General features: G+C 68.0%; 17 protein-coding genes. 12 read left to right on the forward strand and 5 right to left on the reverse strand.

Features of this window, described 5'->3' with window-relative positions:
* Nucleotides 1–18 precede the first annotated feature (18 nt).
* A complete protein-coding gene (prpE, locus tag J2W68_RS13775; protein WP_310236773.1) occupies nucleotides 19–1920 on the forward strand; it encodes a propionate--CoA ligase in 1902 nt (633 codons plus the stop codon).
* A 279-nt stretch (nucleotides 1921–2199) separates the two neighbouring features.
* Here prpE and J2W68_RS13780 read toward each other — a convergent pair whose 3' ends face one another.
* Complete coding sequence (locus J2W68_RS13780) at nucleotides 2200–3417, reverse strand: citrate synthase family protein (protein ID WP_310236774.1); 1218 nt, start codon at nucleotides 3415–3417, stop codon at nucleotides 2200–2202.
* 104 nt (nucleotides 3418–3521) lie between these two features.
* Between J2W68_RS13780 and prpB the strand changes: the two genes are divergently transcribed.
* The 5 genes from prpB (at nucleotide 3522) to prpF (ending at nucleotide 10142) form a co-directional block, all read left to right on the forward strand.
* Nucleotides 3522–4406 (forward strand): methylisocitrate lyase, encoded by an 885-nt coding sequence (gene prpB, locus J2W68_RS13785; protein ID WP_310236776.1) that lies wholly within the window; start codon nucleotides 3522–3524, stop codon nucleotides 4404–4406.
* Nucleotides 4407–4458: 52 nt separating this feature from the next.
* The gene (prpC, locus tag J2W68_RS13790) at nucleotides 4459–5619 is read left to right on the forward strand and encodes a bifunctional 2-methylcitrate synthase/citrate synthase (RefSeq protein ID WP_310236778.1); all 1161 of its coding nucleotides are present in this window, start codon (nucleotides 4459–4461) and stop codon (nucleotides 5617–5619) included.
* A gap of 148 nt (nucleotides 5620–5767) precedes the next feature.
* Complete coding sequence (gene acnD / locus J2W68_RS13795) at nucleotides 5768–8365, forward strand: Fe/S-dependent 2-methylisocitrate dehydratase AcnD (RefSeq protein WP_310236780.1); 2598 nt, start codon at nucleotides 5768–5770, stop codon at nucleotides 8363–8365.
* A 21-nt stretch (nucleotides 8366–8386) separates the two neighbouring features.
* Nucleotides 8387–8908 carry a 2'-5' RNA ligase family protein gene (locus J2W68_RS13800; RefSeq protein WP_310236782.1) on the forward strand — a complete coding sequence of 174 codons (522 nt, stop codon included), beginning with the start codon at nucleotides 8387–8389 and terminating at the stop codon, nucleotides 8906–8908.
* 37 nt (nucleotides 8909–8945) lie between these two features.
* Entirely contained in the window at nucleotides 8946–10142 is a 1197-nt protein-coding gene (gene prpF, locus J2W68_RS13805) for a 2-methylaconitate cis-trans isomerase PrpF (protein WP_310236784.1), read from the forward strand.
* 273 nt (nucleotides 10143–10415) lie between these two features.
* On the opposite strand, the gene J2W68_RS13810 is transcribed toward prpF, so the two are convergent.
* The 3 genes from J2W68_RS13810 to J2W68_RS13820 all read right to left on the reverse strand — a co-directional run bounded on the left by J2W68_RS13810 (nucleotide 10416) and on the right by J2W68_RS13820 (nucleotide 14005).
* A complete protein-coding gene (locus J2W68_RS13810) occupies nucleotides 10416–11030 on the reverse strand; it encodes a glutathione S-transferase family protein (RefSeq protein WP_310236786.1) in 615 nt (204 codons plus the stop codon).
* A gap of 76 nt (nucleotides 11031–11106) precedes the next feature.
* Nucleotides 11107–11586 carry a cell wall hydrolase gene (locus J2W68_RS13815; RefSeq protein ID WP_310236788.1) on the reverse strand — a complete coding sequence of 160 codons (480 nt, stop codon included), beginning with the start codon at nucleotides 11584–11586 and terminating at the stop codon, nucleotides 11107–11109.
* Between the two features lie 370 nt (nucleotides 11587–11956).
* Nucleotides 11957–14005: an NADPH-dependent 2,4-dienoyl-CoA reductase gene (locus tag J2W68_RS13820; protein WP_310236790.1), complete on the reverse strand. Its 2049-nt coding sequence runs from the start codon at nucleotides 14003–14005 to the stop codon at nucleotides 11957–11959.
* Nucleotides 14006–14274: 269 nt separating this feature from the next.
* Here J2W68_RS13820 and J2W68_RS13825 point away from each other — a divergent pair, with 269 nt between their 5' ends.
* From J2W68_RS13825 to J2W68_RS13840, 4 genes are read left to right on the forward strand one after another with little or no spacing between them, the layout of a single operon-like run.
* Nucleotides 14275–15549 carry a hypothetical protein gene (locus tag J2W68_RS13825; RefSeq protein ID WP_310236791.1) on the forward strand — a complete coding sequence of 425 codons (1275 nt, stop codon included), beginning with the start codon at nucleotides 14275–14277 and terminating at the stop codon, nucleotides 15547–15549.
* Nucleotides 15546–16262, forward strand: coding sequence for a hypothetical protein (locus tag J2W68_RS13830; RefSeq protein ID WP_310236793.1), 717 nt, complete (start codon nucleotides 15546–15548; stop codon nucleotides 16260–16262). Before J2W68_RS13825 ends, J2W68_RS13830 begins: the two co-directional genes overlap by 4 nt.
* Nucleotides 16255–19056, forward strand: a complete 2802-nt coding sequence (locus J2W68_RS13835) for an AAA family ATPase (protein WP_310236795.1) — start codon at nucleotides 16255–16257, stop codon at nucleotides 19054–19056. Before J2W68_RS13830 ends, J2W68_RS13835 begins: the two co-directional genes overlap by 8 nt.
* Nucleotides 19056–20282, forward strand: a complete 1227-nt coding sequence (locus J2W68_RS13840) for a hypothetical protein (RefSeq protein WP_310236797.1) — start codon at nucleotides 19056–19058, stop codon at nucleotides 20280–20282. Before J2W68_RS13835 ends, J2W68_RS13840 begins: the two co-directional genes overlap by 1 nt.
* A 15-nt stretch (nucleotides 20283–20297) precedes the next feature.
* Here the strand turns inward: J2W68_RS13840 and J2W68_RS13845 are convergent, their stop codons facing one another.
* Complete coding sequence (locus tag J2W68_RS13845; protein WP_310236799.1) at nucleotides 20298–21314, reverse strand: zinc-binding alcohol dehydrogenase family protein; 1017 nt, start codon at nucleotides 21312–21314, stop codon at nucleotides 20298–20300.
* A gap of 105 nt (nucleotides 21315–21419) precedes the next feature.
* Here J2W68_RS13845 and J2W68_RS13850 point away from each other — a divergent pair, with 105 nt between their 5' ends.
* Together J2W68_RS13850 and J2W68_RS13855 are read left to right on the forward strand one after the other, a co-directional pair.
* Nucleotides 21420–22319, forward strand: a complete 900-nt coding sequence (locus J2W68_RS13850) for a LysR family transcriptional regulator (protein WP_310236801.1) — start codon at nucleotides 21420–21422, stop codon at nucleotides 22317–22319.
* A 329-nt stretch (nucleotides 22320–22648) separates the two neighbouring features.
* The gene (locus J2W68_RS13855) at nucleotides 22649–23722 is read left to right on the forward strand and encodes an OmpA family protein (protein ID WP_310236803.1); all 1074 of its coding nucleotides are present in this window, start codon (nucleotides 22649–22651) and stop codon (nucleotides 23720–23722) included.
* Nucleotides 23723–23901: the final 179 nt, after the last annotated feature.

The raw sequence follows: 23901 nt of genomic DNA on the forward strand, positions 1-23901 counted from the left end.
CGCAACCGGGAGGTCGACATGGGCTACGAGGAGTTCCACCGCCGCTCCATCGAAGACCCCGAGGGTTTCTGGGGCGAGCAGGCGCAGGCGATCCACTGGCACAAGACGCCCGAGCGAATCCTCGATTACTCGAATCCGCCGTTCCGCAAGTGGTTCGTCGGTGGCGAAACCAACCTCTGTTTCAACGCCGTCGACCGGCATCTCGACGCGCGTGGCGACCAGCTCGCGCTTGTCGCGATCTCCACGGAAACCAACGAGACGCGTGAGATCACTTACGCGCAGCTGTATCGCGAGGTCAACGACTTCGCCGCGGTGCTGGTCGCACTCGGGGTCGGCCGCGGCGATCGCGTGGTCATCTACATGCCGAACATGGCCGAGGCCGCGTTCGCGATGCTGGCCTGCGCGCGGATCGGCGCGGTGCACTCGGTGGTCTTCGGCGGGTTCGCTGCGCACAATCTCGCGCTGCGGATCGACGATGCCGCGCCCAAGCTGCTGATCGCCGCCGATGCCGGTAGCCGCGGCGGCAAGACAATTCCGTACAAGCCGCTGATCGACGCCGCCTGTGCGGAGACGACCTCGCCGCCGCCGCATGTGCTGATCGTCGACCGCGGACTCGATCCCGGCTCCGCGCGTATCGAAGGACGCGACGTCGATTACGCGACCCTCCGCGCGCAACACGCCGGCACCGACGTGCCGGTGGCATGGCTGGAATCCAACGAGCCCAGCTATCTGCTCTACACCTCCGGCACCACCGGCAAGCCCAAGGGCGTGCAGCGCGATGTCGGCGGGTATGCGGTGGCGATGGCGCTGTCGATGTGGTCGATCTACGACATCCGCCCGGGTCAGGTGATGTTCACCACGTCCGACGTCGGCTGGGCGGTCGGCCATTCCTACAACGTCTACGGCCCGCTGATCGCCGGCGCGACGGTCATCCTCTACGAAGGTCTGCCGACCAGTCCCGATGGCGGCATCTGGTGGAAGATCTGCGCCGACTACGGCGTGCGCACGATGTTCTCGTCGCCGACGGCGATCCGCGTACTGAAGAAACAGGATGCGAAATTCCTGACGCAGTACGACCTGTCGAAACTCGAGTACCTGTTCCTGGCCGGCGAACCGCTCGACGAACCCACCGCGAGCTGGATCAGCGCAGGCCTCGGCGGCACGACCATCATCGACAACTACTGGCAGACCGAAACCGGCTGGCCGGTGCTGGCGCTGATGCCGGGTGTCGAGATGAAACCCGTCAAGTTCGGCTCGCCTGGCCTGCCCACGCCGGGCTACGACCTGCGCGTGATCGATGAAGTCACCGGCGAGCGGGTGCCACCCGGCACCAAGGGCGTGCTGGTGATCCAGCCGCCGCTGCCGCCGGGCTGCATGACCACGGTGTGGAAGGACGACGCGCGCTTCTTGTCGAGCTATTTCTCGCATTTCGAGGAACTGCTCTACAGCTCGCTGGACTGGGCGATCCAGGACGAGGACGGCTACACCTTCATCCTCGGCCGCACCGACGATGTCATCAACGTCGCCGGCCATCGCCTCGGCACGCGCGAGATCGAGGAGGCGGTGTCGAGCCATCCGGCAGTCGCCGAGGCCGCGGTGATCGGCGTCGCCGACGAACTGAAAGGCCAGGTGCCGATCGTCTTCGTGACGCTCAAGCAGGCATCGGCGGATGCGGACGCGCAGCACGCGACCGCGGGCGAGATGATGCGCACCGTCGCGGATCAACTCGGCGCCGTCGCGCGGCCGGCGCGGGTCTATGTGGTCAATGCGCTGCCGAAGACGCGCTCGGGCAAGTTGCTGCGGCGGTCGTTGCAGGCGCTGGCGGAATCGCGTGATCCGGGAGACCTGTCGACGCTCGATGATCCGAATGCGCTGGAGGAAGTGCGCCGCGTGCTGGCGCGGGGCGCGGACGCGGGCTGATTCTTGGGGCACTTTTTGTGGGTCGTGGGCGCAATTCTGTTCGGAACACGCGACAGGTTTCAACGGGAACGCCCGTCGCGCATAAGCGCGCGCCCACAAGTTCAGCCGGGAACAAACGGACGCGCTGAACAACACGCGTCTCGACGCCGCCGCGCCGCATCCGTGTAGGAGCGCGCTTGCGCGCGATGCGGCTGTATCGGGAATTGCTCATCGCGCGCCGCCTATCGCGCGCAAGCGCGCTCCTACAGAAAGTCCACCCCACACAGCGGAACGTGCTCGTTACTCCGCCGGCGAGATGCCGGTGTAGTGCGCGCGCGGACGGATCAGCGTGCCGAGTTCCTGCTGCTCCAGCGCATGTGCCAGCCAGCCGGCAAGCCGGCCGGCGGCAAACATGCACAGCGCCGGCGTCGCCGGCAGGCCGTGCACGAAACAGATCGCGGCGAGCATGCCGTCAATGTTGGGATGGCGGCCACTGGTCTCGGCCGCGGAGGTGAGCACCGCTTCGACCTGCTGCATGCGTGCATCGCCCGTGTGGCGAGCGCGCAGCATCGCCAGCACTTCGGCCGCGCGTGGATCGCCATCGGGATACAGCACATGGTGGAAGCCCGGCAGATCGTCGCCGCGTTGCCAGCGTTCGGCGACGAAGGCAGCAGGCGAGGGCGCATCGCAGGCTTCGCGGATCAGCGCATGCGCGCGCGCCGTCGCGCCGCCATGGCGGGGGCCCGACAGCGCCGCGAGCCCCGCGCAGACCGTCGCGTGTAGATGCGCGCCGGTGGACGCGACCACGCGCGCGGCGAAGGCCGACACGTTGAGTTCGTGGTCCGCGCATAGCACCAGCGCCGCGCGGACGAGCTCGGCGAATGCCGCATCCCCCGGGCGCCAGGCATCGGCGAGTAGCGCGTGGACCGGGCGCGCATCCGGCGTGCCGGCGACCAGCAGCGCCGCGTTCTGGCGCAGCAATGTTGCCGCGACGCCGCGCTTGGCCGCGGGCGCGGCGCTCAGTGAATGCCGCAGGTCCGGCGCGAGCAGCGGGATCACTGCCATCGCGCGTTCGATCGGCGGCAGCGTGGCATCCCCAGCAATCGCGGCGACGCGCGTGGGCCAGTCGCTGATCGCGGCGTCGAAGGGATCGGTATCACCGCAATCCCAGAGCAGGCGTGCGGTGTCTTCGAGCGTCGCGCCGCTGCGCACCATCGCGACCGCGGAGCGCCCGCGGTAGTACGGACTGTCGGGCCGGATCAGCGAGATCCGCGTTTCCATCACCGGCAAGCCGCGGTCAAGGCTTTGCGCCGCGCCACGTGCCGCGCCGCGGCCTGCGCGCTTGCGCTGGGTCAGGCGTTCGACGTCCTGGCGCAGGTACACACGGCTGCGATGGTCGGCACCGGGGCGCGATTCGAGCAGGCCACGGCTGACATAGGCGTAGAGCGTCGCGGTGCTGATGCCGAGCGCGGCGCAGGCCTGCGCCGCGGACATCAGGTCGCCATCGTTCGCATTCACAGTGAATTCCGATGTATTGATTAATTCGATCAAGATTGATCAACCAGTCGGATGGTGCCAGATTGCACGCCATCGCGGTACACCGCAGTTCCGGAGTCGCATCCATGACCACGCTTTCCGCAGGCGCGAAATTCCGCGCCGCGCTCGCCGCCGAATCTCCGCTGCAGGTGATCGGTGCGATCAACGCCAACCACGCGCTGCTGGCCCAACGCGCCGGCTTCCAGGCGATCTACCTGTCGGGCGGCGGCGTCGCCGCAGGCTCGCTGGGTCTGCCGGACCTCGGCATCAACACGCTCGAAGACGTGCTGATCGATGTGCGCCGCATCACCGATGTCTGCGACCTGCCATTGCTGGTCGACATCGACACCGGCTTCGGCGCCAGTGCGTTCAACATCGAGCGCACGGTCAAGTCGCTGATCAAGGCGGGCGCGGCGGCGTGCCATATCGAGGACCAGGTCGGCGCCAAGCGCTGCGGCCATCGTCCCGGAAAGGAAATCGTGTCGCAGGGCGAGATGGTCGACCGGGTCAAGGCTGCAGCCGATGCGAAGACCGATCCCGACTTCTTCCTGATCGCGCGTACCGATGCGATCCAGGTCGACGGTGTGGACGCTGCGATCGAACGCGCCGTCGCCTGCGTCGAAGCCGGCGCCGACGGCATCTTCGCCGAGGCCGCCTACGATCTGGACACCTATCGCCGCTTCGTCGATGCCGTGAAGGTGCCTGTGCTGGCCAACATCACCGAGTTCGGTGCCACGCCGCTGTTCACCCGCGACGAACTGGCTTCGGCGGGCGTCGCGATCCAGCTGTTCCCGCTGTCGGCATTCCGCGCGGCGAACAAGGCCGCCGAAGCGGTGTACATCGCGGTGCGCCGCGACGGTTCGCAGCAGGCCGTCGTCGAGACCATGCAGACCCGCGAGGAACTCTACGAGCGCATCGGCTATCACGCCTTCGAGCAGCGGCTCGACGCGCTGTTCGCATCCAAGAAATAAGCGACTCCCGATCTTTCCATCCGTGCCCGCGGGCATCCAACGGAGATTCCAGATGAGCGACACCGCCACCACCGCCCCCGGCTTCAAGCCGAAGAAATCCGTCGCGCTGAGCGGCACGGCCGCCGGCAACACCGCGCTGTGCACTGTCGGCCGCAGCGGCAACGATCTGCACTACCGCGGCTACGACATCCTCGATCTCGCGCGTACCAGCGAGTTCGAGGAAATCGCGTATCTGCTGGTCCACGGCAAGCTGCCGACCGAATCCGAACTGCGCGGCTACAAGGCCAAGCTGAAGTCCCTGCGCGGCATCCCGGCGGCGGTGAAGTCCGCGCTCGAGGAACTGCCGCCGTCGGCCCATCCGATGGACGTCATGCGCACCGGCGTGTCGGTGCTCGGCTGCGTTGCACCGGAGAAGGACGACCACAACCATCCGGGCGCGCGCGACATCGCCGACAAGCTGATGGCCTCGCTCGGTTCGATGCTGCTGTACTGGTATCACTGGAGCCACAATGGCCGCGCGATCGACGTCGAGACCGATGACGATTCGATCGGCGGGCATTTCCTGCACCTGCTGCACGGTGTGCCGCCGCGCGAGTCCTGGGTCAAGGCGATGCACACCTCGCTGATCCTGTACGCGGAGCACGAGTTCAACGCGTCGACCTTCGCCAGCCGTGTCGTCGCCGGCACCGGCAGCGATATGTATTCCTGCATCACCGCCGGCATCGGCGCGCTGCGCGGGCCGAAGCACGGCGGCGCAAACGAAGTCGCGTTCGAAGTGCAGAAGCGCTACGACACGCCGGACGAAGCGGAAGCCGACATCCGCGCGCGCGTCGAAAAGAAGGAAGTGATCATCGGCTTCGGCCACCCGGTCTACACCGTCAGCGATCCCCGCAACGAGGTCATCAAGACCGTCGCGCGCGAACTGTCGGACGAGGTGGGCAGCCGCAAGATGTACGACATCGCCGAGCGCCTGGAAACGGTGATGTGGGGCATCAAGAAGATGTTCCCCAACCTCGACTGGTTCAGCGCGGTGAGCTACCACATGATGGGCGTGCCGACGGCGATGTTCACCCCATTGTTCGTCATCGCCCGCACCGCCGGCTGGAGCGCGCACGTCATCGAGCAGCGCATCGACGGCAAGATCATCCGACCGAGCGCGAATTACACGGGGCCGGAAGACCAGGCCTTCGTGCCGATCGCCGAGCGCGAGTGAGCCTTGCGCCCTCTCCCGCATGCGGGAGAGGGTCGGGGTGAGGGCGCGCCGTAGGCGCGAAAAGCGCCCTCATCCGCCCCCTGCGGGGCACCTTCTCCCGCAAGCCGGGAGAAGGAAAGAGCCCCTGATTCCCGGAGTCACGCCAGCCATGAACAGCCAGCACCGCAAATCCCTTCCCGGCACCAAGCTCGACTGGTTCGACGCGCGTGCCGCCGTCGAAGCCCTCGCGCCCGGCGCGTACGACCGCATGTCCTACACCGCGCGCGTGCACGCCGAGAATCTGGTGCGGCGCTGCGAACTGGCGCAGCTCGACGACGCGCTGCGCCAGCTGATCGAGCTGCGTCAGGACATCGATTTCCCGTGGTATCCGGCGCGCGTGGTTTGCCACGACATCCTCGGCCAGACCGCGCTGGTGGATCTCGCCGGTCTGCGCGATGCGATCGCCGACCAGGGCGGCGATCCGGCGAAGGTCAATCCGGTCGTGCCGGTGCAGCTGATCGTCGACCACTCGCTGGCAGTGGAATGCGGCGGCTATGACCCGGATGCGTTCGCGAAGAACCGGACCATCGAAGACCGTCGCAATGCGGACCGTTTCCACTTCATCGACTGGACCAAGCTCGCGTTCCACAACGTCGAGGTGATTCCGCCGGGCAACGGGATCATGCACCAGATCAATCTGGAGAAGATGTCGCCGGTGGTCTACGTCCAGGACGGCGTCGCGTTTCCGGATACCTGCGTCGGCACCGACAGCCACACGCCGCACGTCGATGCGTTGGGCGTGATCGCGATCGGCGTCGGCGGACTCGAAGCCGAGAACGTCATGCTCGGTCGCGCGTCGTGGATGCGCACGCCGGAGATCGTCGGCGTCGAACTCGCAGGCCGTCCCGGCCCGGGCATCACCGCGACCGACGTCGTGCTGGCGCTCACGGAATTCCTGCGCAAGTCGAAGGTCGTCGGCGCGTATCTGGAATTCCGCGGACCTGGCGCGGCCGCGCTGTCGGTCGGCGATCGCGCGACGATCTCCAACATGGCGCCCGAGTACGGCGCGACCGCGGCGATGTTCTTCATCGACGACAACACACTCGACTACCTGCGTCTGACCGGCCGCGAAGACACGCAGGTCGCGCTGGTCGAGACCTACGCCAAGGCCGCCGGCCTGTGGGCCGATTCGCTGGCCAGCGCCGAGTACGTGCGCACGCTGCATTTCGACCTGTCGAGCGTGGTGCGCAACATGGCCGGCCCGTCGAATCCGCACAAGCGCGTGGCGACCAGCGATCTCGCCGCCAGCGGCATCGCCGGCGCGTGGGAGATGCCGACCGACGGCACGATGCCCGACGGCGCGGTGATCATTGCCGCCATCACGAGCTGCACGAACACCTCGAACCCGCGCAACGTCATCGCCGCGGCGCTGCTGGCGCGTAACGCGAATGCGCGCGGCCTGACGCGCAAGCCCTGGGTCAAGAGCTCGCTTGCGCCAGGCTCCAAGGCGGTGCAGCTGTATCTCGAAGAAAGCGGCCTGCTGCCGGATCTCGAGCAGCTGGGTTTTGGCATCGTCGCCTTCGCCTGCACCACCTGCAACGGCATGAGCGGCGCGTTGGATCCTGCGATCCAGCAGGAGATCATCGACCGTGATCTCTACGCGACCGCCGTGCTCAGCGGCAACCGCAATTTCGACGGCCGCATCCATCCCTATGCCAAGCAGGCGTTTCTCGCGTCGCCACCGCTGGTCATCGCCTATGCGATCGCCGGCACCGTACGCTTCGACATCGAGAAGGACGTGCTCGGCATCGACCACCACGGCAACCCGGTGACGCTCAAGGATCTCTGGCCGTCCGATGAAGAGATCGACGCGGTGGTCAAGGCCAGCGTCAAGCCCGAACAGTTCCGCGCCGTCTACGGCCCGATGTTCAAGCTGCACGTCGACACCGGCGAGCGCGTCGCGCCGCTGTACGACTGGCGCGAGATGAGCACCTACATCCGCCGCCCGCCGTACTGGGAAGGTGCGCTGGCCGGCGCGCGCACGCTGACCGGCATGCGCCCGCTGGCAGTGCTCGGCGACAACATCACCACCGATCACCTGTCGCCATCGAACGCGATCATGGCCGACAGCGCAGCCGGCGAGTACCTCGCAAAGATGGGCGTGCCGGAAGAGGACTTCAATTCCTACGCGACCCATCGCGGCGACCATCTGACCGCGCAGCGCGCCACGTTCGCCAATCCGAAGCTCGTCAATGAAATGGCGATCGTCGACGGCACGGTGCGCCAGGGCTCGCTGGCGCGCATCGAGCCGGAAGGCCAGGTCGTACGCATGTGGGAAGCGATCGAGACCTACATGGAGCGCAAGCAGCCGCTGGTGATCATCGCCGGCGCCGACTACGGCCAGGGCAGCTCGCGCGACTGGGCGGCCAAGGGCGTGCGTCTCGCGGGCGTGGAGGCGATCGTGGCCGAAGGCTTCGAGCGTATCCACCGCACCAACCTGATCGGCATGGGCGTGCTGCCGCTGGAGTTCCAGCCGGGCGTGACCCGGCTGACGCTCGGCATCGACGGCACCGAGACCTTCGACGTCACCGGCGACCGCACCCCGCGCGCGATGCTCACGCTGGTGATCCACCGCAAGGACGGCACGCAGCTGTCGGTGCCGGTGATCTGCCGCCTGGACACCGCGGAAGAAGTCTCGATCTATGAGGCCGGCGGTGTGCTGCAGCGGTTCGCGCAAGATTTTCTGGAGTCTTCGAAGGCGGCCTGACAGATGCGTGGACTGATATTGATGTTGCGCCCTCCTGTCGACATCGGCGACGAGATCATCCGGCGCGTGCACGAGAAGGCACTTGCCGACCGGATGAGCGGAGAGCTCGTTCCGCGGGCGCGTCTGCACCAGTCGGTATCACTGAAGTTCGACGATACGGAAGCGAACCTCGCAGCGCTGCGGCGCGTCGGGGGCAGGCTCAGAGCGCATGCGTTCGAATTCGTCTACAACAGGATCAGGAATAGTGGTGACGGTGGGCATTGGGTTCTCTTGCCGCGAGGCGAGGTGCCGCAGTTCCAGGAAGTACGCGATCTCGTCCAGGCGGAGTTGCGTTCCGAGGAACTGGATGTAGTAGGCCACACCGCGCATATGACGCTCGCTTACGGCGGCGGTGCGTCACCGGCAGAAAGCTTCGAGATCGCGCCGATTGCCTGGCCGGTCACCGAGATCGAACTTGTCCGTGCTGGTGCGCAAGCGGAATACGGTTACGACACGTTGGACCGCTGGCCCCTCAAGTCTCCGAGGCAAACCGCACTCTTCTGAGTGTTCTCAATTCGCGCCAACGCGCTCGACGGATCCCATGACCTACATCCCCCAACTCCGCATCCCCGCCACCTACATGCGCGGCGGCACCTCGAAAGGCGTGTTCTTCCGCCTCGAAGACCTGCCTGCCGCCACGCAGGTGCAGGGGCCCGCGCGCGACGCGCTGATGCTGCGCGTGATCGGTTCGCCCGATCCCTATGCGAAACACACGGATGGCATGGGCGGCGCGACCTCGTCGACCAGCAAGTGCGTGATCATTGGGCCCGCGTCGGTGCCGGATCACGACGTCGACTATCTCTACGGCCAGGTGTCGATCGACAGCGCGTTCGTCGACTGGAGCGGCAATTGCGGCAACCTCAGTACCGCGGTCGGCCCGTTCGCGATCGCCAATGGCTTCATCGATGCATCGCGTATTCCAGAACACGGCACAGTCGCGGTACGCGTGTGGCAGGCGAACATCGGCAAGACCATCATCGTGCACGTGCCCGTGGCGGACGGGCAGGTGCAGGAGACCGGTGATTTCGAGCTCGATGGCGTGACGTTCCCGGCGGCGGAGATCGTGCTGGAGTTCGTCGATCCCGCCGATGAAGGCGAGGGCGCGGGCGGCGGTGCGATGTTCCCGACTGGAAACCTGGTCGACGATCTCGACGTGCCGGGTGTCGGCACGCTGCGCGCGACGATGATCAATGCCGGGATCCCGACGATCTTCGTCGACGCCGCCTCGATCGGGTACACCGGAACCGAGTTGCAGGACGCGATCAATGGCGACGCGAAAGCGCTCGCGATGTTCGAGACGATCCGCGCGCACGGCGCGGTGCGTATGGAGCTCATCAGCGATGTCTCCGAGGCGTCGAAACGTAAGCACACGCCCAAGGTCGCGTTCGTTGCGCCGCCGTGCGATCACGTGGTGTCGAGCGGCAAGGCGATCGCGGCCGGCGCTGTCGATCTGCTGGTGCGCGCGCTGTCGATGGGCAAGCTGCACCACGCGATGATGGGCACGGCGGCCGTCGCGATCGGCACGGCGGCGGCGATTCCCGGCACGCTGGTGAATCTGGCAGCCGGCGGCGGCGCACGTACGTCGGTGCGCTTCGGCCATCCCTCGGGCACCTTGCGCGTCGGCGCGGAAGCCGTGGAAGTCGACGGCTACTGGACCGTCGCCAAGGCGATCATGTCGCGCTCGGCGCGCGTGCTGATGGAAGGCGCGGTGCGGGTGCCGGCAGACGTGCCGGGCTGAATTCATCGCCCAGGCTTGACACGTGCGCCACGCGGCGCATCCGGCGCGTCATCCACAGCCGGTGTGGATGGTTTGCGGGGAAGTCTGTGGATAAGCCCCGCACACGCCCTGTCGGCGCGGCGCGCATGGCGGTGGTGAAAGATTCGCCACCGCCTCCCGGCGTGCGCCACGACGGTCTTGACCCGCGCACGGACGCATGCAGTCCGCCGGGCAACGGGATCGAAGCATGGGCACTGCCCCGTCGCGCGATGCGGCGAACGCAGCCGCCTTGAATCAGATCAGGCCTTCGGCCGCCATTGCCGCGCGCACGCCCGCGTCGGCGAGCATGCGCGCGTCGAACGCGTGCAGATGGTCGAGCCCACCCAGATCGAGCTTCAGACGCTTCGCCCACTGCAGAGTCACGAACAGATACGGATCGGCGATCGAACGCGTGCCGACGAGGTACTCGCGGCCGTCAAGCTGCGCGTCGAGGCGCTCGTAATAGCCGCGGATCTTCTGCATCGCGTGCTTGCGCGTGCGGTCGACCGCGTCCGCGTCTTCGAGATACTTGGTGCTGCCGAACAGCGGATGAAACGCCGGGTGCAGATCGGCGTTGAGCAATGCCAGCCAGCGATTGACCTCGGCGCGACCCTGCGGCGAACCGTCACCGCCGAGCTTCGCCTCGGGATGGCTGTCGGCCAAATAGCCGAGGATCGCGGCGTTCTGGGTCAGTACCCAGTCGCCTTCGACCAGCACCGGCACTGCACCCGCGGGGTTGAGTGCGAGGAAGGCCGGCGCTTTCATCTGCGTTGCGTCGACGACGCGCAGTTCGAACGGCGCGCCGATCCACTGCAGCACGATGTGGTCAGCCAGCGAGCAGGCGCCGGGCTTGGTATGGAGGATGCGCATGGTGGTCCTGAGGTCGAACGGGACGTCATCATGCGCCGGGCGTCGCGGCCGGGGGAAGCCGCCGACGCGGGGCCGCTCAGCCGCGCTCGCTGCCGCTCGCAGGACGTGCCGGACGCAGCGACTGCACGCGCAGGAAGGTGTGATCCCCGATCGTGGCCACCTGGTGGGCGCTGCGCCAGGACGGCGCCGCGATCGCGTGGGCCATGAAGTGGCTGGCGCCGGGCACCACCTGACGGCGTTGCTCGGGCGGCAGCGACCAGTTGCGCTCCGACTCCAGCGCCACGCTGACCGCGCGCGTCCAGGCATTGGTGTTGGCGAGCTTGGTGTTCGGCGACAGGATCGTCGGCGCGAACTGCTTGCGCGCGGTGACTACCTCGCACATCGACTCGCCCCACAGACCGCTTTCCTGGCGACGCAGGGCCACCTCGGCGACGGCTTCCTGTCCACGGACGGACTGGTCGCGGGCTTCCAGGTACACCGTCGTGCTCAGGCAGAGCGAATCGGCGGCGGGGGGCGGCAGCACAGAGGCCAGCCACATCACCCATTCAAGTTTCATCAACGACTCCTTGCTGCGTTGCGCCGGCCGCACCTTGCTCTCCTCCTCGCGGAAGAAACGCAGGCAACTGCGGAAACCGGCATGGCGTATTGGGGAGGGCGGCGGACTCTGTGGTGCGCTTGATCGCCCGGGCACCGAAGTCCGCAGAAGGCGGGTCGGGCCGGTGTCCCGCCGAAGGGGGCGGAACGAAGAGACGGCACGGTAGCCCCGGTTTTTCGAATCAAACGTGAATGCGGGGCACTGGCGCCGGGGCGATTTGTGTGGCTGGCTGCGCCGTTCGACGTGTCCTATTCAGGTCGATCGCGTTGACACCGCGCCCCGAGACGCGTCCAAGCCGCTCGATTTGCAACCTGAACAGGCGGCCCTTTCTTCAGAGGTGGGCCGCGAGGCGGCTCGCCTGCGCGATCGCGCGCTTGGCATCGAGTTCCGCGGCCACATCGGCGCCGCCCACCAGGTGCACGACCGTGCCGCTCGCCTGCAAGGCGTCAAGCAGCTCGCGACGCGGCTCCTGACCCGCGCAGATCACCACGTGGTCGACCTCGAGCGTCTGCTCCGCGCCATCGACGCGGATGCGCAGGCCGGCATCGTCGACACCGAGATATTCGACGCCACCGAGCATCGTCACGCCCTTGGCCTTGAGCGTGCTGCGATGGATCCAGCCGGTGGTCTTGCCGAGCCGCGCACCGGGACGGCCGGGGCTGCGCTGCAGCAGCCACAGCTTGCGCGCGGGTGGTGCGGGCGCGGCCCGTACCAAGCCGCCGGGCTGTTCGAAGCTCGGATCGATGCCCCATTCGCGCATCCAGGTGCCGGCGTCGAGGCTCGGCGAGGCGCCCGGATGTTCGACGAGGAACTCGCCGACATCGAAACCGATACCGCCTGCACCGATGATTGCCACGCGCGCGCCGGGCACCACGCGGCCCTCGATCACGTCGACATAGCCGACCACCTTGGGATGGTCGCGGCCCGGGAAGTCGACCGCGCGCGGCACCACGCCGGTCGCCAGTACCACGGCATCGAATCCGCTGAGATCCGCGGCCGCGACGGGCGTCGACAGGCGCACGTCGACGCCGGTCTCGACCAGCCGGGTGCGGAAGTAGCGCAGGGTCTCGTCGAACTCTTCCTTGCCGGGGATGCGCCGGGCGAGATTGAATTGGCCGCCGATGTCGGCCGCGGCATCGAACAGCGTCACCGCATGCCCACGTTGCGCGGCAACCGTCGCACAGGCGAGACCCGCCGGGCCGGCGCCGACCACAGCGATGCGCAACGGCGTCGCCGCCGGAAAATAGTTGAGTTCGGTTTCCGCGCACGCGCGCGGATTGACCAGGCAACTCGCGGTGCGGTTCTGGAACACGTGGTCGAGGCAGGCCTGGTTGCAGGCGATGCAGGTATTGATGCGCTCGGGCGTGCCGGCGCGCGCCTTGGCGACCCATTGGGGATCGGCCAGCAGCGGCCGTGCCATCGACACCATATCGGCCGCGCCGCTGGCGAGAATGCGCTCGGCGACGTCGGGCATGTTGATGCGGTTGGTCGCGATCAGCGGCAGCGTCGCGTGCGGGCGCAGCTTGGCGGTGACGCCGGCGAATACGGCGCGCGGCACCGAGGTTGCGATCGTCGGCACACGCGCCTCGTGCCAGCCGATGCCGGTGTTGATCATCGTGGCGCCGGCGGCTTCGACGGCGCGGGCCTGCTGCACGATGTCGTCCCAGGCCGAGCCGTCCGGCACCAATTCCAGCATCGACAGTCGGTAGACGACGATGAAATCGTCGCCGGCCGCCTCACGCACCCGGCGCACGATCTCGGTCGCGAAGCGCATGCGCTGCGCGGTGTCGCCGCCCCAGGCATCGTCGCGCGTATTGGTGCGGCGGCTGAGGAACTGGTTGATCAGATAGCCCTCGCTGCCCATGACCTCGACGCCGTCGTAGCCGGCCTCGCGGGCGAGCTTCGCGGCGTGTGCGTAGGCATCGATCGTGCGTTCCACCCCGCGCGCCGACAGCGCCCGTGGGGTGAACGGATTGATCGGTGCCTTGATCCGGCTCGGTGCGACCTGCAGCGGGTGATAGCCGTAGCGGCCGGCGTGCAGCAGCTGCAGGCAGATCTTCGCGTCGTGGCCGTGCACGGCTTCGGTGACTTGCCGGTGCCGACGCGTTTCCCAGCGCCAGGAGAGCTTGCCGCCGAAGGGTTTGAGCCAGCCGGCGATGTCGGGCGAAAAGCCGCCGGTGACGATCAGGCCGACGCCGCCTTCCGCGCGCTCGGCGAAATAGCGCGCGAGCTTCGGAAAATCCGCGGCGCGGTCTTCGAGGCCGGTATGCATCGAGCCCATCAGGACGCGATTGCGCAGCGTGGTGAAGCCGAGGTCGAGCGGCGCGAGCAGGTGCGGGTAGGGCGAGGCGGCGGCAGTCGTGCCTGCGGCTGGCGTCATGGTCTGGATACGCTGGCGTATGGATTGCGCAGGGTGCCGCGAAAGCCCCGGGGCCGCAACCGCGCGCGGCGCTGTCAAGAGTTGTCAGCCGCCGCCTGGACGCCGAACATGGCGCCCCGCCACCATGGACGGCCACCATCCGCCCTTTCCAGGACTATCTGCGCGACGGCATCGACGCCGCCGACCTGCCGGACCTGCATCCGCTGCTGGCCGCACGCGAGCAGATCCGCGCGTTTTCCACGCTGTTCCACGGCGGCGAGGAAAGCGTGATGGTGCGGCTGCTGGTGCTGCGCACGCTGGGTGCGCGCGGCGAGGCGCCGGACTGGAGCCCGCAGGAGCTGCGCGAACACTTCGCGTATCTGGATGCGGTCAAGTTCGGCACCGTGCTCGATCGCCTGCGCGACAACGGCCTGTTGCTGTGGGAGGCGCAGTCGCAGCGCTATCGCATCAGTCCTGTGGGGCGGCAGGCGCTGTCGGCGCTGGGCCTGCTGCTGCAGTTCAATGGTGAGGGCGACGAACTGGCCTACGTCACGGCGCAGCTGGCGGCCGGTCAGGCGGCGGGAAGGGTCGGCGCGGCGGACCTGCAGCATCTGCTGTCGCGCCTCAACGAATTGCGCGAGGACTTCGACCAGGCCGTGCTCAGCGGCTCCGAGCACCGTATCCGCCGCGCCGCCGACACGCTGCAGGCGGTGTGGCGCTGGGTGGAGAAGGGCACGGAGCTGATACACGTGATTGCCGCCGACGGCGAGCTCGACACCGCGACCCATCGCGTGGCCCAGCAGATCGGCCGCGCGCAGAGCGCGCTGCTGCGCCAGGCCTCGGTGTTCCAGCGTGCGCTCAACCAGCTCGATCGCCATCGCGTGCATCTGGGTGCCAGCGGCCTGTCGTCATCGGACGTCAACCGATTTCTTCGCGACCGCGACATCGTCGGCCTCGCATCGCTGGCGGAAGGCGCGCTGTGCACGTCGCCGCAACCGGCGTTCGCGCTGGCCGCAATCGCGCTCGACGTCGCCGAATACGAACTGGTCGAGCGCGAGCGCGCCGACCGCGACGATGCCACGCTGCCGCCCGCATGCAGTGCGCCCGAGGATCTCGATACGCCGGCAGTTGCCGCAGCGCAGGATTACCGCCTCGCCGAGGACTGGCTGGCGCAGCTGTCCGCGCTCGACAGCGAAGCGCCGCTGGCCGACTGGATTCCGCAGGCGGGCTTCGCGGTCAGCGCCTACCGCCTGTCGCTGCTGGGCCTGATCGGCGATGACGGCGCCGAGTACCGCAGCGGGGTCGGCGCCGAACTGTCGCGCCTGCCGCTGCAGTGGCGCGTGGGCATCGGATTGGATGCGGTGGGCCGCGCCGGTGTGCACAGCATGAGCCGCGGCGCGCTGCTGCCCGACGGCGTCGAGGCATCGGCAGACTTCACCGGCCTTCCGCCGCCGGCGTCGGCGAATGACGTCGCGGACGCCGACGCACCTGCCGACGATGGCGCCCCCTCTCTTCCCCAGGCCCGGCGCACGCGCCGTCGCCGTGTTCCGGATCACACTGCATGAGCGATTCCACTGCGTCCCTGATCGCCCGCCTGCTGGCCGAGCGCTGGCTGCCGCGCGACGACCATGCGGTGCGCCGCGTGCTGGTCGACGCCGAGCTGCGCGACGATCTCGACCGTCGCCTTGCCGCCGCCGGCCTGCGCCTGCTCGAACATCCGTATGCCGCGCACGTGGCCGTTGGCATCGCGCGTGCGCAGGAGGCCGATGTCTTCGGCCACGGCGACGCCTGGGCGGCGAGCAACCTGCAGCTCAGTCGCGACACCACCGCACTATTGGTCGTGCTGTGGGCGCTGCTGGTGCTGCCCAAGCGCCAGCGCCAGATCGCGCGGCAGGACGTGGAGCGCCAGCAGGACCAGGAGCAGATGTTTGCCGAACTCAAGCCGGTGCCGGTGGGCAGCGAGATCGTCGAACCGGTCAACGAGCGCACGCTGCTGGCCGACTACGGCGATCGCCTCGGCGGCAAGCAACGCATCCAGATGAATCTCGGCGTGCTCAACCGGCACGGCTTCATCATCCGCCGCAAGGAGCGTATCCAGGAAGGACCGTTGCTCGATCTGGCCTTCGACTACGAACGCATCGCCGGGCGGGTGATGGACGGCGCGCTCGCGTTCGTCATCGCCGAGGCACGCGCCGCGCGGCCGGCCGACGACGCGCCGCTGGACGATGCAGTTGAACCGACGACGGCCGACGCGGCCGAGGACACCGACGATGTTTGAATTCCGCAGCCTCGAGGTCGTGCACTGGGATTACTGGCAGCGCTATGCACTGCCGCTCGATGCCTCGATCATCACCGTCGTCGGCCCCAACGGCTCTGGCAAGACCACGCTGCTCGATGCGTTGCGCACGCTGCTGGCGATCGACGATCGTGAGATGGCGCGTGACTACAAGACCTATCTGCGCCACAACGGCAAGCCGGTGGCCTGGCTGCGCGCGGTGGTCAGCAATCCGGTCGACCGCCGCGGCAAGCGCGCGTTCTTTCCGTGCATGGACGAGCAGGTCACGTTGGCCTGCCGCGTGCGCAAGCGCGGCGGCGACTGGAGCCGCGACTACCAGATCGTGCCGGGTGACGTGCCCGTCGAAACGCTCGACGCTGGCGGCGAGTGGCTGGGCGTGCGCGACTACCGCGTGCGTCTGGCCGGCGCCGGCCTGAGCCGCGCGATCTGCCGCGTGCTCACCCTGGAGCAGGGCGCCACCGACAAGCTGTGCCAGCTCTCGCCGCGCGAACTGCTGCAGCTGGTCTTCGACGTGTTCGAGGACAAGGCCGTGCTCGACGACTACCAGCGCGCCCGCGCCGAACAGTTCGACACCGAGAAGGAAATCGCCCAGCTGCAGCACGGGCTCGACGAGCTGCATCTGAAACTCGAATCGGCCAAGGCCGACGTGCGCTCCTTCGACGAAGGCCAGGCGCTGCGGCGCGAGCGCCAGCGCTTGGAGACCGAAGTCGCCCCGAAGGTGGAACTGGCGGACCTGCGCGCGACGATTGACGGCGCGCGTCCGCGGCTCACCGGCCTGCGTCGCGCGCAGCACGAGCGTCGCCAGGCGTTGCAGGCCCTGCAGGCGCAGGAGCTGGCAGCGGTGACCGAGCGCGATGCCTTGCAGGCCGCGCTCGCGCAGGCGCTGGCCGACCAGCGCGACGCGGAGGCCGGCTTCACCGCCGCGCGCGATCTGGCGCGGGACGCCGAGATGCTGGTGCGGCGTCACGACCATCTGGCCCAGTTGCAGGCCGATCGCGGCGTGGTCGATGTCGACGCGCTCAGTCGTGGGATCGAACAGGGCCGGCAACGTCAGGCGGAGCTGAAGTTCGAAGCCCAGCGCGACCGCGTGCGCGAGGGCGAGCTCGCCGCGCAGCTGGCCGCGCTCAGTGGCGGCGGGCGGTTCGTCGAGCCCTTCGAGCGCGACTTCCGTGCTGCGCTCGATGGCGCCGGCATCGGCCATCGCGTGCTGACCGAACTGGTCGAGATTGTCGATCCGCAATGGGCGGTCGCGGTCGAGGCCGTGCTCGCGCCGTACCGGCACCTGCTGGTGCTCGACGATCCGCGCGACGCACGCCGGGCCTGGGCGCTGGGCGAGTCGATGCAGTACCGGCATTTCCTCGTCGCCGAACGCGCGCCGGTCGAGCGCGCGACACGTGGCTCGCTGCTCGAAGTGGTGCGCTTCTCGGCCGACCCGCCGGCATGGCTGCCACGCCAGCTCGACCGCATCCAGCGCGTGGCCGATGTCGAAGCCGGACATCTGCTGTCCAAGGGCCAGGACTGGATCACCGCCAAGGGCTACCTGCGCGAACACCGCGGGGGCCGCCATATCGGCGGCGGCCAACCGCACTTCGGTGTCGGCGCGCGGCAGGCGCGCCTGGCCGCGCTGCGTGCCGAACAGATCGCCCTGCGCGAACGCGCCCACGCCCGCGAATCGGAGCTGGCCGACCTGGGCCGGCGCCTAGACGCCGACCAGGCCCGACTGCTGGGCCTCGACGCCGGGCAGGAGCTGGTCACCCGCGCGGCCGAATTCGCCGACGCGCTCGAGCGCCTGCCCGCGCTCGCCGACGCCGCCCAGGCTGCGGCCACGTCGCTCGAAGCCACGCGCGCCGAGGTGGCCGAGTGCATGGCCCGCGACAAGGCCGACAGCATCGCCGCAGCCGAACGCGCGGGTCGTCTCGGCGGTCTCGCGCACGAAATCGAGCAGGCCGGACGGCAGATGACCCAGGAGCGTCAGCTGCTGGTCCAGCGCATCCTCGAATTCCGCCGTCGCCGCGCGCAGATGCCGCCGGCCTGGCGCGCCGCCGCGGTGTTGCGCGCCGCGCGCGACGAATTCGAAAGCGCGAACGCCGTGCGCCGCGAGCTCGACCGACTCGACGCGCGCCTGGCGTCTGGCGGTTTTGTCGAGGACGAGGGCTGCATCGCGCTGCGCGACAAGTTCGCCGCCGACCACGCCGGCATGGAAACGGCGATCGGCCAGCGCGAGACGCATCTGCACCTCGCCCGCCGCATCACCGAAGAGGCGCGCGGCGCCTATCTCAACGTGCTGCGCGCCACCGTGCGCCGCTATCGCCGCAACCTGCTCGCGCTGGGCGAACTGGCCGGCATCGGCGTCGAAGCGGAGATGTCCGAACTCGTCAACGACGATGTCGCCCTGGCCCAGGCCGGCCTCACCGTGCGCTTCGATTTCGACCGCAAGGGCTGGATCGGCCTCGACGACGGCGAGGCCTCGGGCGGCCAGCAGGTGATGAAGTCGCTGCTGCTGCTGGTGGCCCTGCTGCGCGACGAGGACCAGCCGGGCGGATTCGTGTTCATCGACGAACCGTTCGCGCATCTCGACGTCGCCAACATCGAGAAGGTCGGGCGGTTTCTGCGCAGCACCGATGCGCAGTACATCCTGACCACGCCGATCACCCACAACATCAACGTGTTCGAGCCGTCGGATCTCGTGCTGGCCACCAGCAAGCGCCGGCCGCAAAGCACCTGGGCCGATCCGGTCGCCATCCTCAAGCGCGACCGCACGGCGGACGCGGCCTGATGGACAGCGGTGCCGGCTGGTCGGATCCCGACGCAGCCGGCGTCCGCAGCCGCGTCCTGCCCGCACGCAGCGCCCTGCGCCTGCGTCGACAGCGTCGGCGGATGGATCTCGATCCGGAGGCGCCGCGCCTCTGGCCCGCCGGCTGGCGCGAGATGGCGATCGAGTGGGTGCGCGGCAAACGAGACCGGGCGCGTTGGGAACGCGTGCTCGGCGCCGCCGGCCCGTCCCGCGCAACGCTGGCGCATCACGTGCTGGACGCGCTGCTGGAGGCGGGCTGGATCGCGGTCGACGAGGTGCGCGATGCGCGCGGGCACTGGAGCCCGATGAGTTTCGAATGGATCGATCGCGAGCGCAGTGCAGCCGCGCTCGGGCTGCCGGATGCGGCCGCGCTCCGTCGGGACATCGACGCAGCGGCCTCCACCGCCTATCGCGATCCGCGTCTGGCCGCGCTCGCTGATGGCCTGGCCGGACGGCCTGCTGCGCTGGCCCTGCGTCGCTTTGCGATTCTGCAGGCTCTGGATATCTGGCTGGCGGACGGGCGCCAGGGCACGCGCCGCCAGTTCGCGCTCGCTGCGTCGGGGGACACCAAGGGCCTCGCCGATGCGGATTGGCGATGGCTCGACGAGAGCGTGGAGCTGTCCAGCCTCGGGATCGGCGTGCATACGCCCGGGATCTGGTTGCGCGCACCGCTGCGCCTGCATCTGCCCACAGGCGTGCTGGACCTCGGCAGCGTCGGGGACGCACTGGCGCTCACACCGGCCACGCTCGAGGCCGTCTCGGTCGTCGAGGGCGCCGTGGCGCGCTGGCGGATCTTGGAGAACCGCACGAGCTTCGAACAAGCCGCGCGGGCGCGCGGACAGGTCGATGGCGTGCTCTGGCTGCCGGGCTTTGCGGCGCCCTGGTGGCGCACGGCCGCGATTGCGCTGATGCGCCGCGCGCCGGCACCGGTTCGTATCGCCTGCGATCCGGATCCGGCGGGCATCCGGATCGCGCTGGCGGTCGGCGCTGCATGTGATGCCGCCGGCCTGGCATGGCGACCCTGGCGCATGCGCGCCGAGGACCTGGGCGCGCTGACAAGGCGCAAACCGCTGGGTGACTACGACCGGGCCGAACTCGCCCGCCTCGATACCGATCCGCAGGCGCGCTGCCGGTTCGCCGGACTCATCGATGCGATGCGGGAGGGCGGCGAAAAGGGCGAGCAGGAAGGTCTGGATTTCCGACCGTGACCCCGCGTGCAACCGTCACCAGCCGGCCACCACCAGCTTGCCGATCGTGCGGCCGGACTCCAGACGACGATGCGCTTCGCGCAGGGTCTCCGCGTTGATCGGCGACAGCATGTCCGACAGCGTCCCGCGCAGCGAACCGGTGTCGATCAACTCCGCGACGCGCGCAAGGATCTTGCCTTGCTCGTCCATGTCCGCGGTGCGGAAGCGCGAGCGCGTGAACATCAGTTCCCAATGGATGCCGATGCACTTGGCCTTGTAGGGATCGCCGATCTTCAGCGCGCCGGACGGCTCGACGATCAGGCCAACATGGCCCTGCGGCGCCAGCAGCTCGCCCAGCGCATCCCAGTACCCGTCGGTATCGGCGAGGTTGAGCGCGGCATCGACGGTCTCGAAGCCCAGCGCCTGGAGTTGCGGCGCGAGGTCTTCGCGGTGGTCGATGACATGGTCGGCGCCCATGATCCGGCACCACGCGATCGTTTCCATGCGCGATGCAGTCGCGATCACGGTGAAGCCGGCCAGCTTCGCCAGCTGGATCGCGATCGAGCCGACCCCGCCGGCGCCGGCGATGACCAGCAGCGTCTTGCCCGCGCCGCCGCCGTCGATATCGAACGGCATGCGCTGGAACAGCAGCTCCCATGCGGTGATCGCGGTCAGGGGCAGGGCGGCCGCCTGGGCGAAGTCGAGCGAGTTGGGCTTCTTCGCGGCGATGCGCGCGTCGACCAGCTGGAATTCGGCATTGCTGCCGGGGCGTGTGATGTCGCCGGCGTAGTACACGGCATCGCCGACTTCAAAGCCTGTGACCTCGCTGCCGATCGCGTCGATCACGCCGGCTGCGTCGTAACCGAGCACCTTCGGCTGAGCCTCGGTCTGCGGCTTCGGCGCGCGCACCTTGGTGTCGACCGGATTCACCGACACCGCCTTGATGCGCACGCGCAGGTCGTGCGGGCCGGGCTCGGGCAGATCGAGTTCGACGTCCTGCAGCGCCTGCGGCTCGTCGATCGGAAGGTAGCGGGTCAGGGCGACGGCTTTCATGGGAATTCCTGGGAGAGGTGGAGCGGTGACCCATTGTCGACCCGGCGCGATCCGGTCGAACAGCGATAGGATCGCCAATCAGCTTCAAGGAATTCTTGCGAATCGATGGATCGCATTGGAGACATCGCCCTGTTCCTGCGCGTGCTCGACACTGGATCGATCAGCGCCGCCGCGCGCAGCCTCGACCTGTCGCCGGCCTTGGCGAGCCAGCGCCTGAAGCGGCTGGAAGACGCGTTGGGCGTGCGCCTGTTGCATCGCACCACGCGAAGGCTGCACCCCACGCCCGAGGGCCTGCGGCTGGCAGGGGAGGGACGGGCGCTGGTCGAGGCCCTCGACGGGCTTGCAGGCAGTCTGCGCGAAAGCGGCGGACAGACGGTTGGCGGCACCTTGCGGGTCACGATGTCGGCATCGTTCGGCCGGCAGCACATCTCGCCGCGATTGCCCCGCTTTCTGGCCGCGCATCCCGGCCTGCAGCTCAGCGTGCACATGAGCGACGAGCAGGTCGATCTCGTACGTGAAGGCTTCGATCTCGCGATCCGGATCGGCGATCTCGACGACTCCCAGCTCGTAGGACGGCGGATCGCCCCCAATCCGCGGGTACTCGTCGCCTCGCCCGATTATCTGGCACGGCGCGGCACGCCCCTCGTCCCCGATGATCTGACGGCGCACGATTGTCTGATCCTCGTCGGCAGCCGCGGCCGCCAGGACCGGTGGCAATTGCTCGACGACACAGGCAGCGACTCGACCGTCACCGTGACCGGATCTCTGGAAAGCAATCTCGGAGAAGTCCTGCGTGACGCCGCGCTGGCGGGTGCGGGCGTCGCCATGCACGCGACGTGGCATGTGGCCGACGATCTGCGCGCAGGACGCCTGGTACGCGTGCTGCCATCACACGCACCACCGGTAACCGGCATTCACGCTGTCATGCCCGATCGCATCTTCGTGCCGCAACGGACGCGTGCGTTTGTCGCGTTCCTGCAGTCGGAATTCGGTGTGCCCCAATGAGGCAAATGTAGACGTCGACGTTCTAGATCACCTTCCCGATGCGTTTCGCGAAAAAGCATCACCTCGGAGTCAAGCCTCGGTTAAAAACACCGAACGTTCTTGACGCCACGCGCACATCTTCTTCACGACAATTCCGCCCCGTTGGGGTTCCTGACCAAACCAAAGCCCGGATGAATACCCGGCAGCGGCATGTAGGACGCTTTCAACCGTTATGTTAGTGTTAACAACGTCTTCACGCTGCTGACTTTAGGCTATGTGCAAGGCGTGTGCGTTTGACGCCTCAACCCGATGCCACAACGCATTCCCCCTTTTTTAGGAGCTGAACAAAAATGAACAAGAAACTCCTCTGCGCCGCGCTGCTCGGCGGTCTTGGTCTGGCGGGTCACGCCAGCGCCCAGGAGTTCGACGACCGCTGGTACCTCACCAGCTCGGCCGGCTTCAACTTCCAGGCAGAAGATCGCCGCACGGACGACACCCCGTTCGTCACGCTCGGCATGGGTAAGTTCATCAGCCCCAACTGGTCGGTCGACGGTGAGCTGAACTACCAGAACCCGGGCTTTGACAGCTCGGTCGAGGGCGCGAACAACGACCTGAACTGGAGCCAGTACGGCATCTCGGTCGATTTCCGTTACCACTTCATCTCCGAAGGCCGTGGCTGGAACCCCTACCTGCTGGCCGGTGTTGGCTATCAGCGTTCGGAAGAAGAGTTCGACGCGTTCCCGAGTCCGAATTCGCCCGGCGAGCGTAAGGAAGGTAACTTCGCTGCCAAGGTCGGTGCCGGTCTGCAGACCACCTTCGATAAGCGCGTTGCCGTGCGTGCCGAGATCGCTTACCGCGCCGACTTCGACGACAACAGCATTGCTGCGTCGACCGGTCCGGATTGGTCTGGTTATCCGCACAACATGGAAGAGAGCTACTTCGGTGACGTGATGGCCTCGGTCGGCGTCGTGATTCCGCTCGGCCCGCCGCCGGCTCCCCCGGCTCCGCCGGCGCCGCCGCCGCCGCCGCCGGCTCCCGCCCCGGCTCCGGCTCCGCCGGCTCCGATCACCATCGATCTGAACGGCGTCAACTTCGACTTCGACCGTGCGACGCTGCGTCCTGACGCGGTGGCAATCCTCAACGAAGCCGTCGAAATCCTGCAGCGTTACCCGGAGCTGCGCGTTGAAGTCGCCGGTCACACCGACTCGGTCGGTACCGATGCCTACAACCAGCGTCTGTCTGAGCGTCGCGCCAAGGCGGTCTATGACCACCTTGCCAGCAACGGCATCATGGCCGACCGTCTGGTGGGTCCGACCGGTTACGGCGAGAGCCGTCCGATCGCGCCGAACACCAACGCTGATGGTTCGGACAACCCGGAAGGCCGTGCGCGCAACCGCCGCACCGAGCTGAACGTTCAGAACTAAGAACGGTCCGGTAGTGACACCAGAAAGCCCGGCCTTGTGCCGGGCTTTCTGTTTGTGGGCTCGTAAAATATTGCGCGCGCCAATTGGCAGCATGGCGACCTGGATTTTCTAGGGTCACCGGGGTGGATCGCGAACACCGTGTCAGGCATGCACTATCGTGAATGCGTGTAGCGCTATTT

The organism is Luteimonas terrae (assembly GCF_031457535.1).
In the GTDB taxonomy this organism is placed as follows: Bacteria; Pseudomonadota; Gammaproteobacteria; order Xanthomonadales; family Xanthomonadaceae; genus Luteimonas; species Luteimonas terrae_A.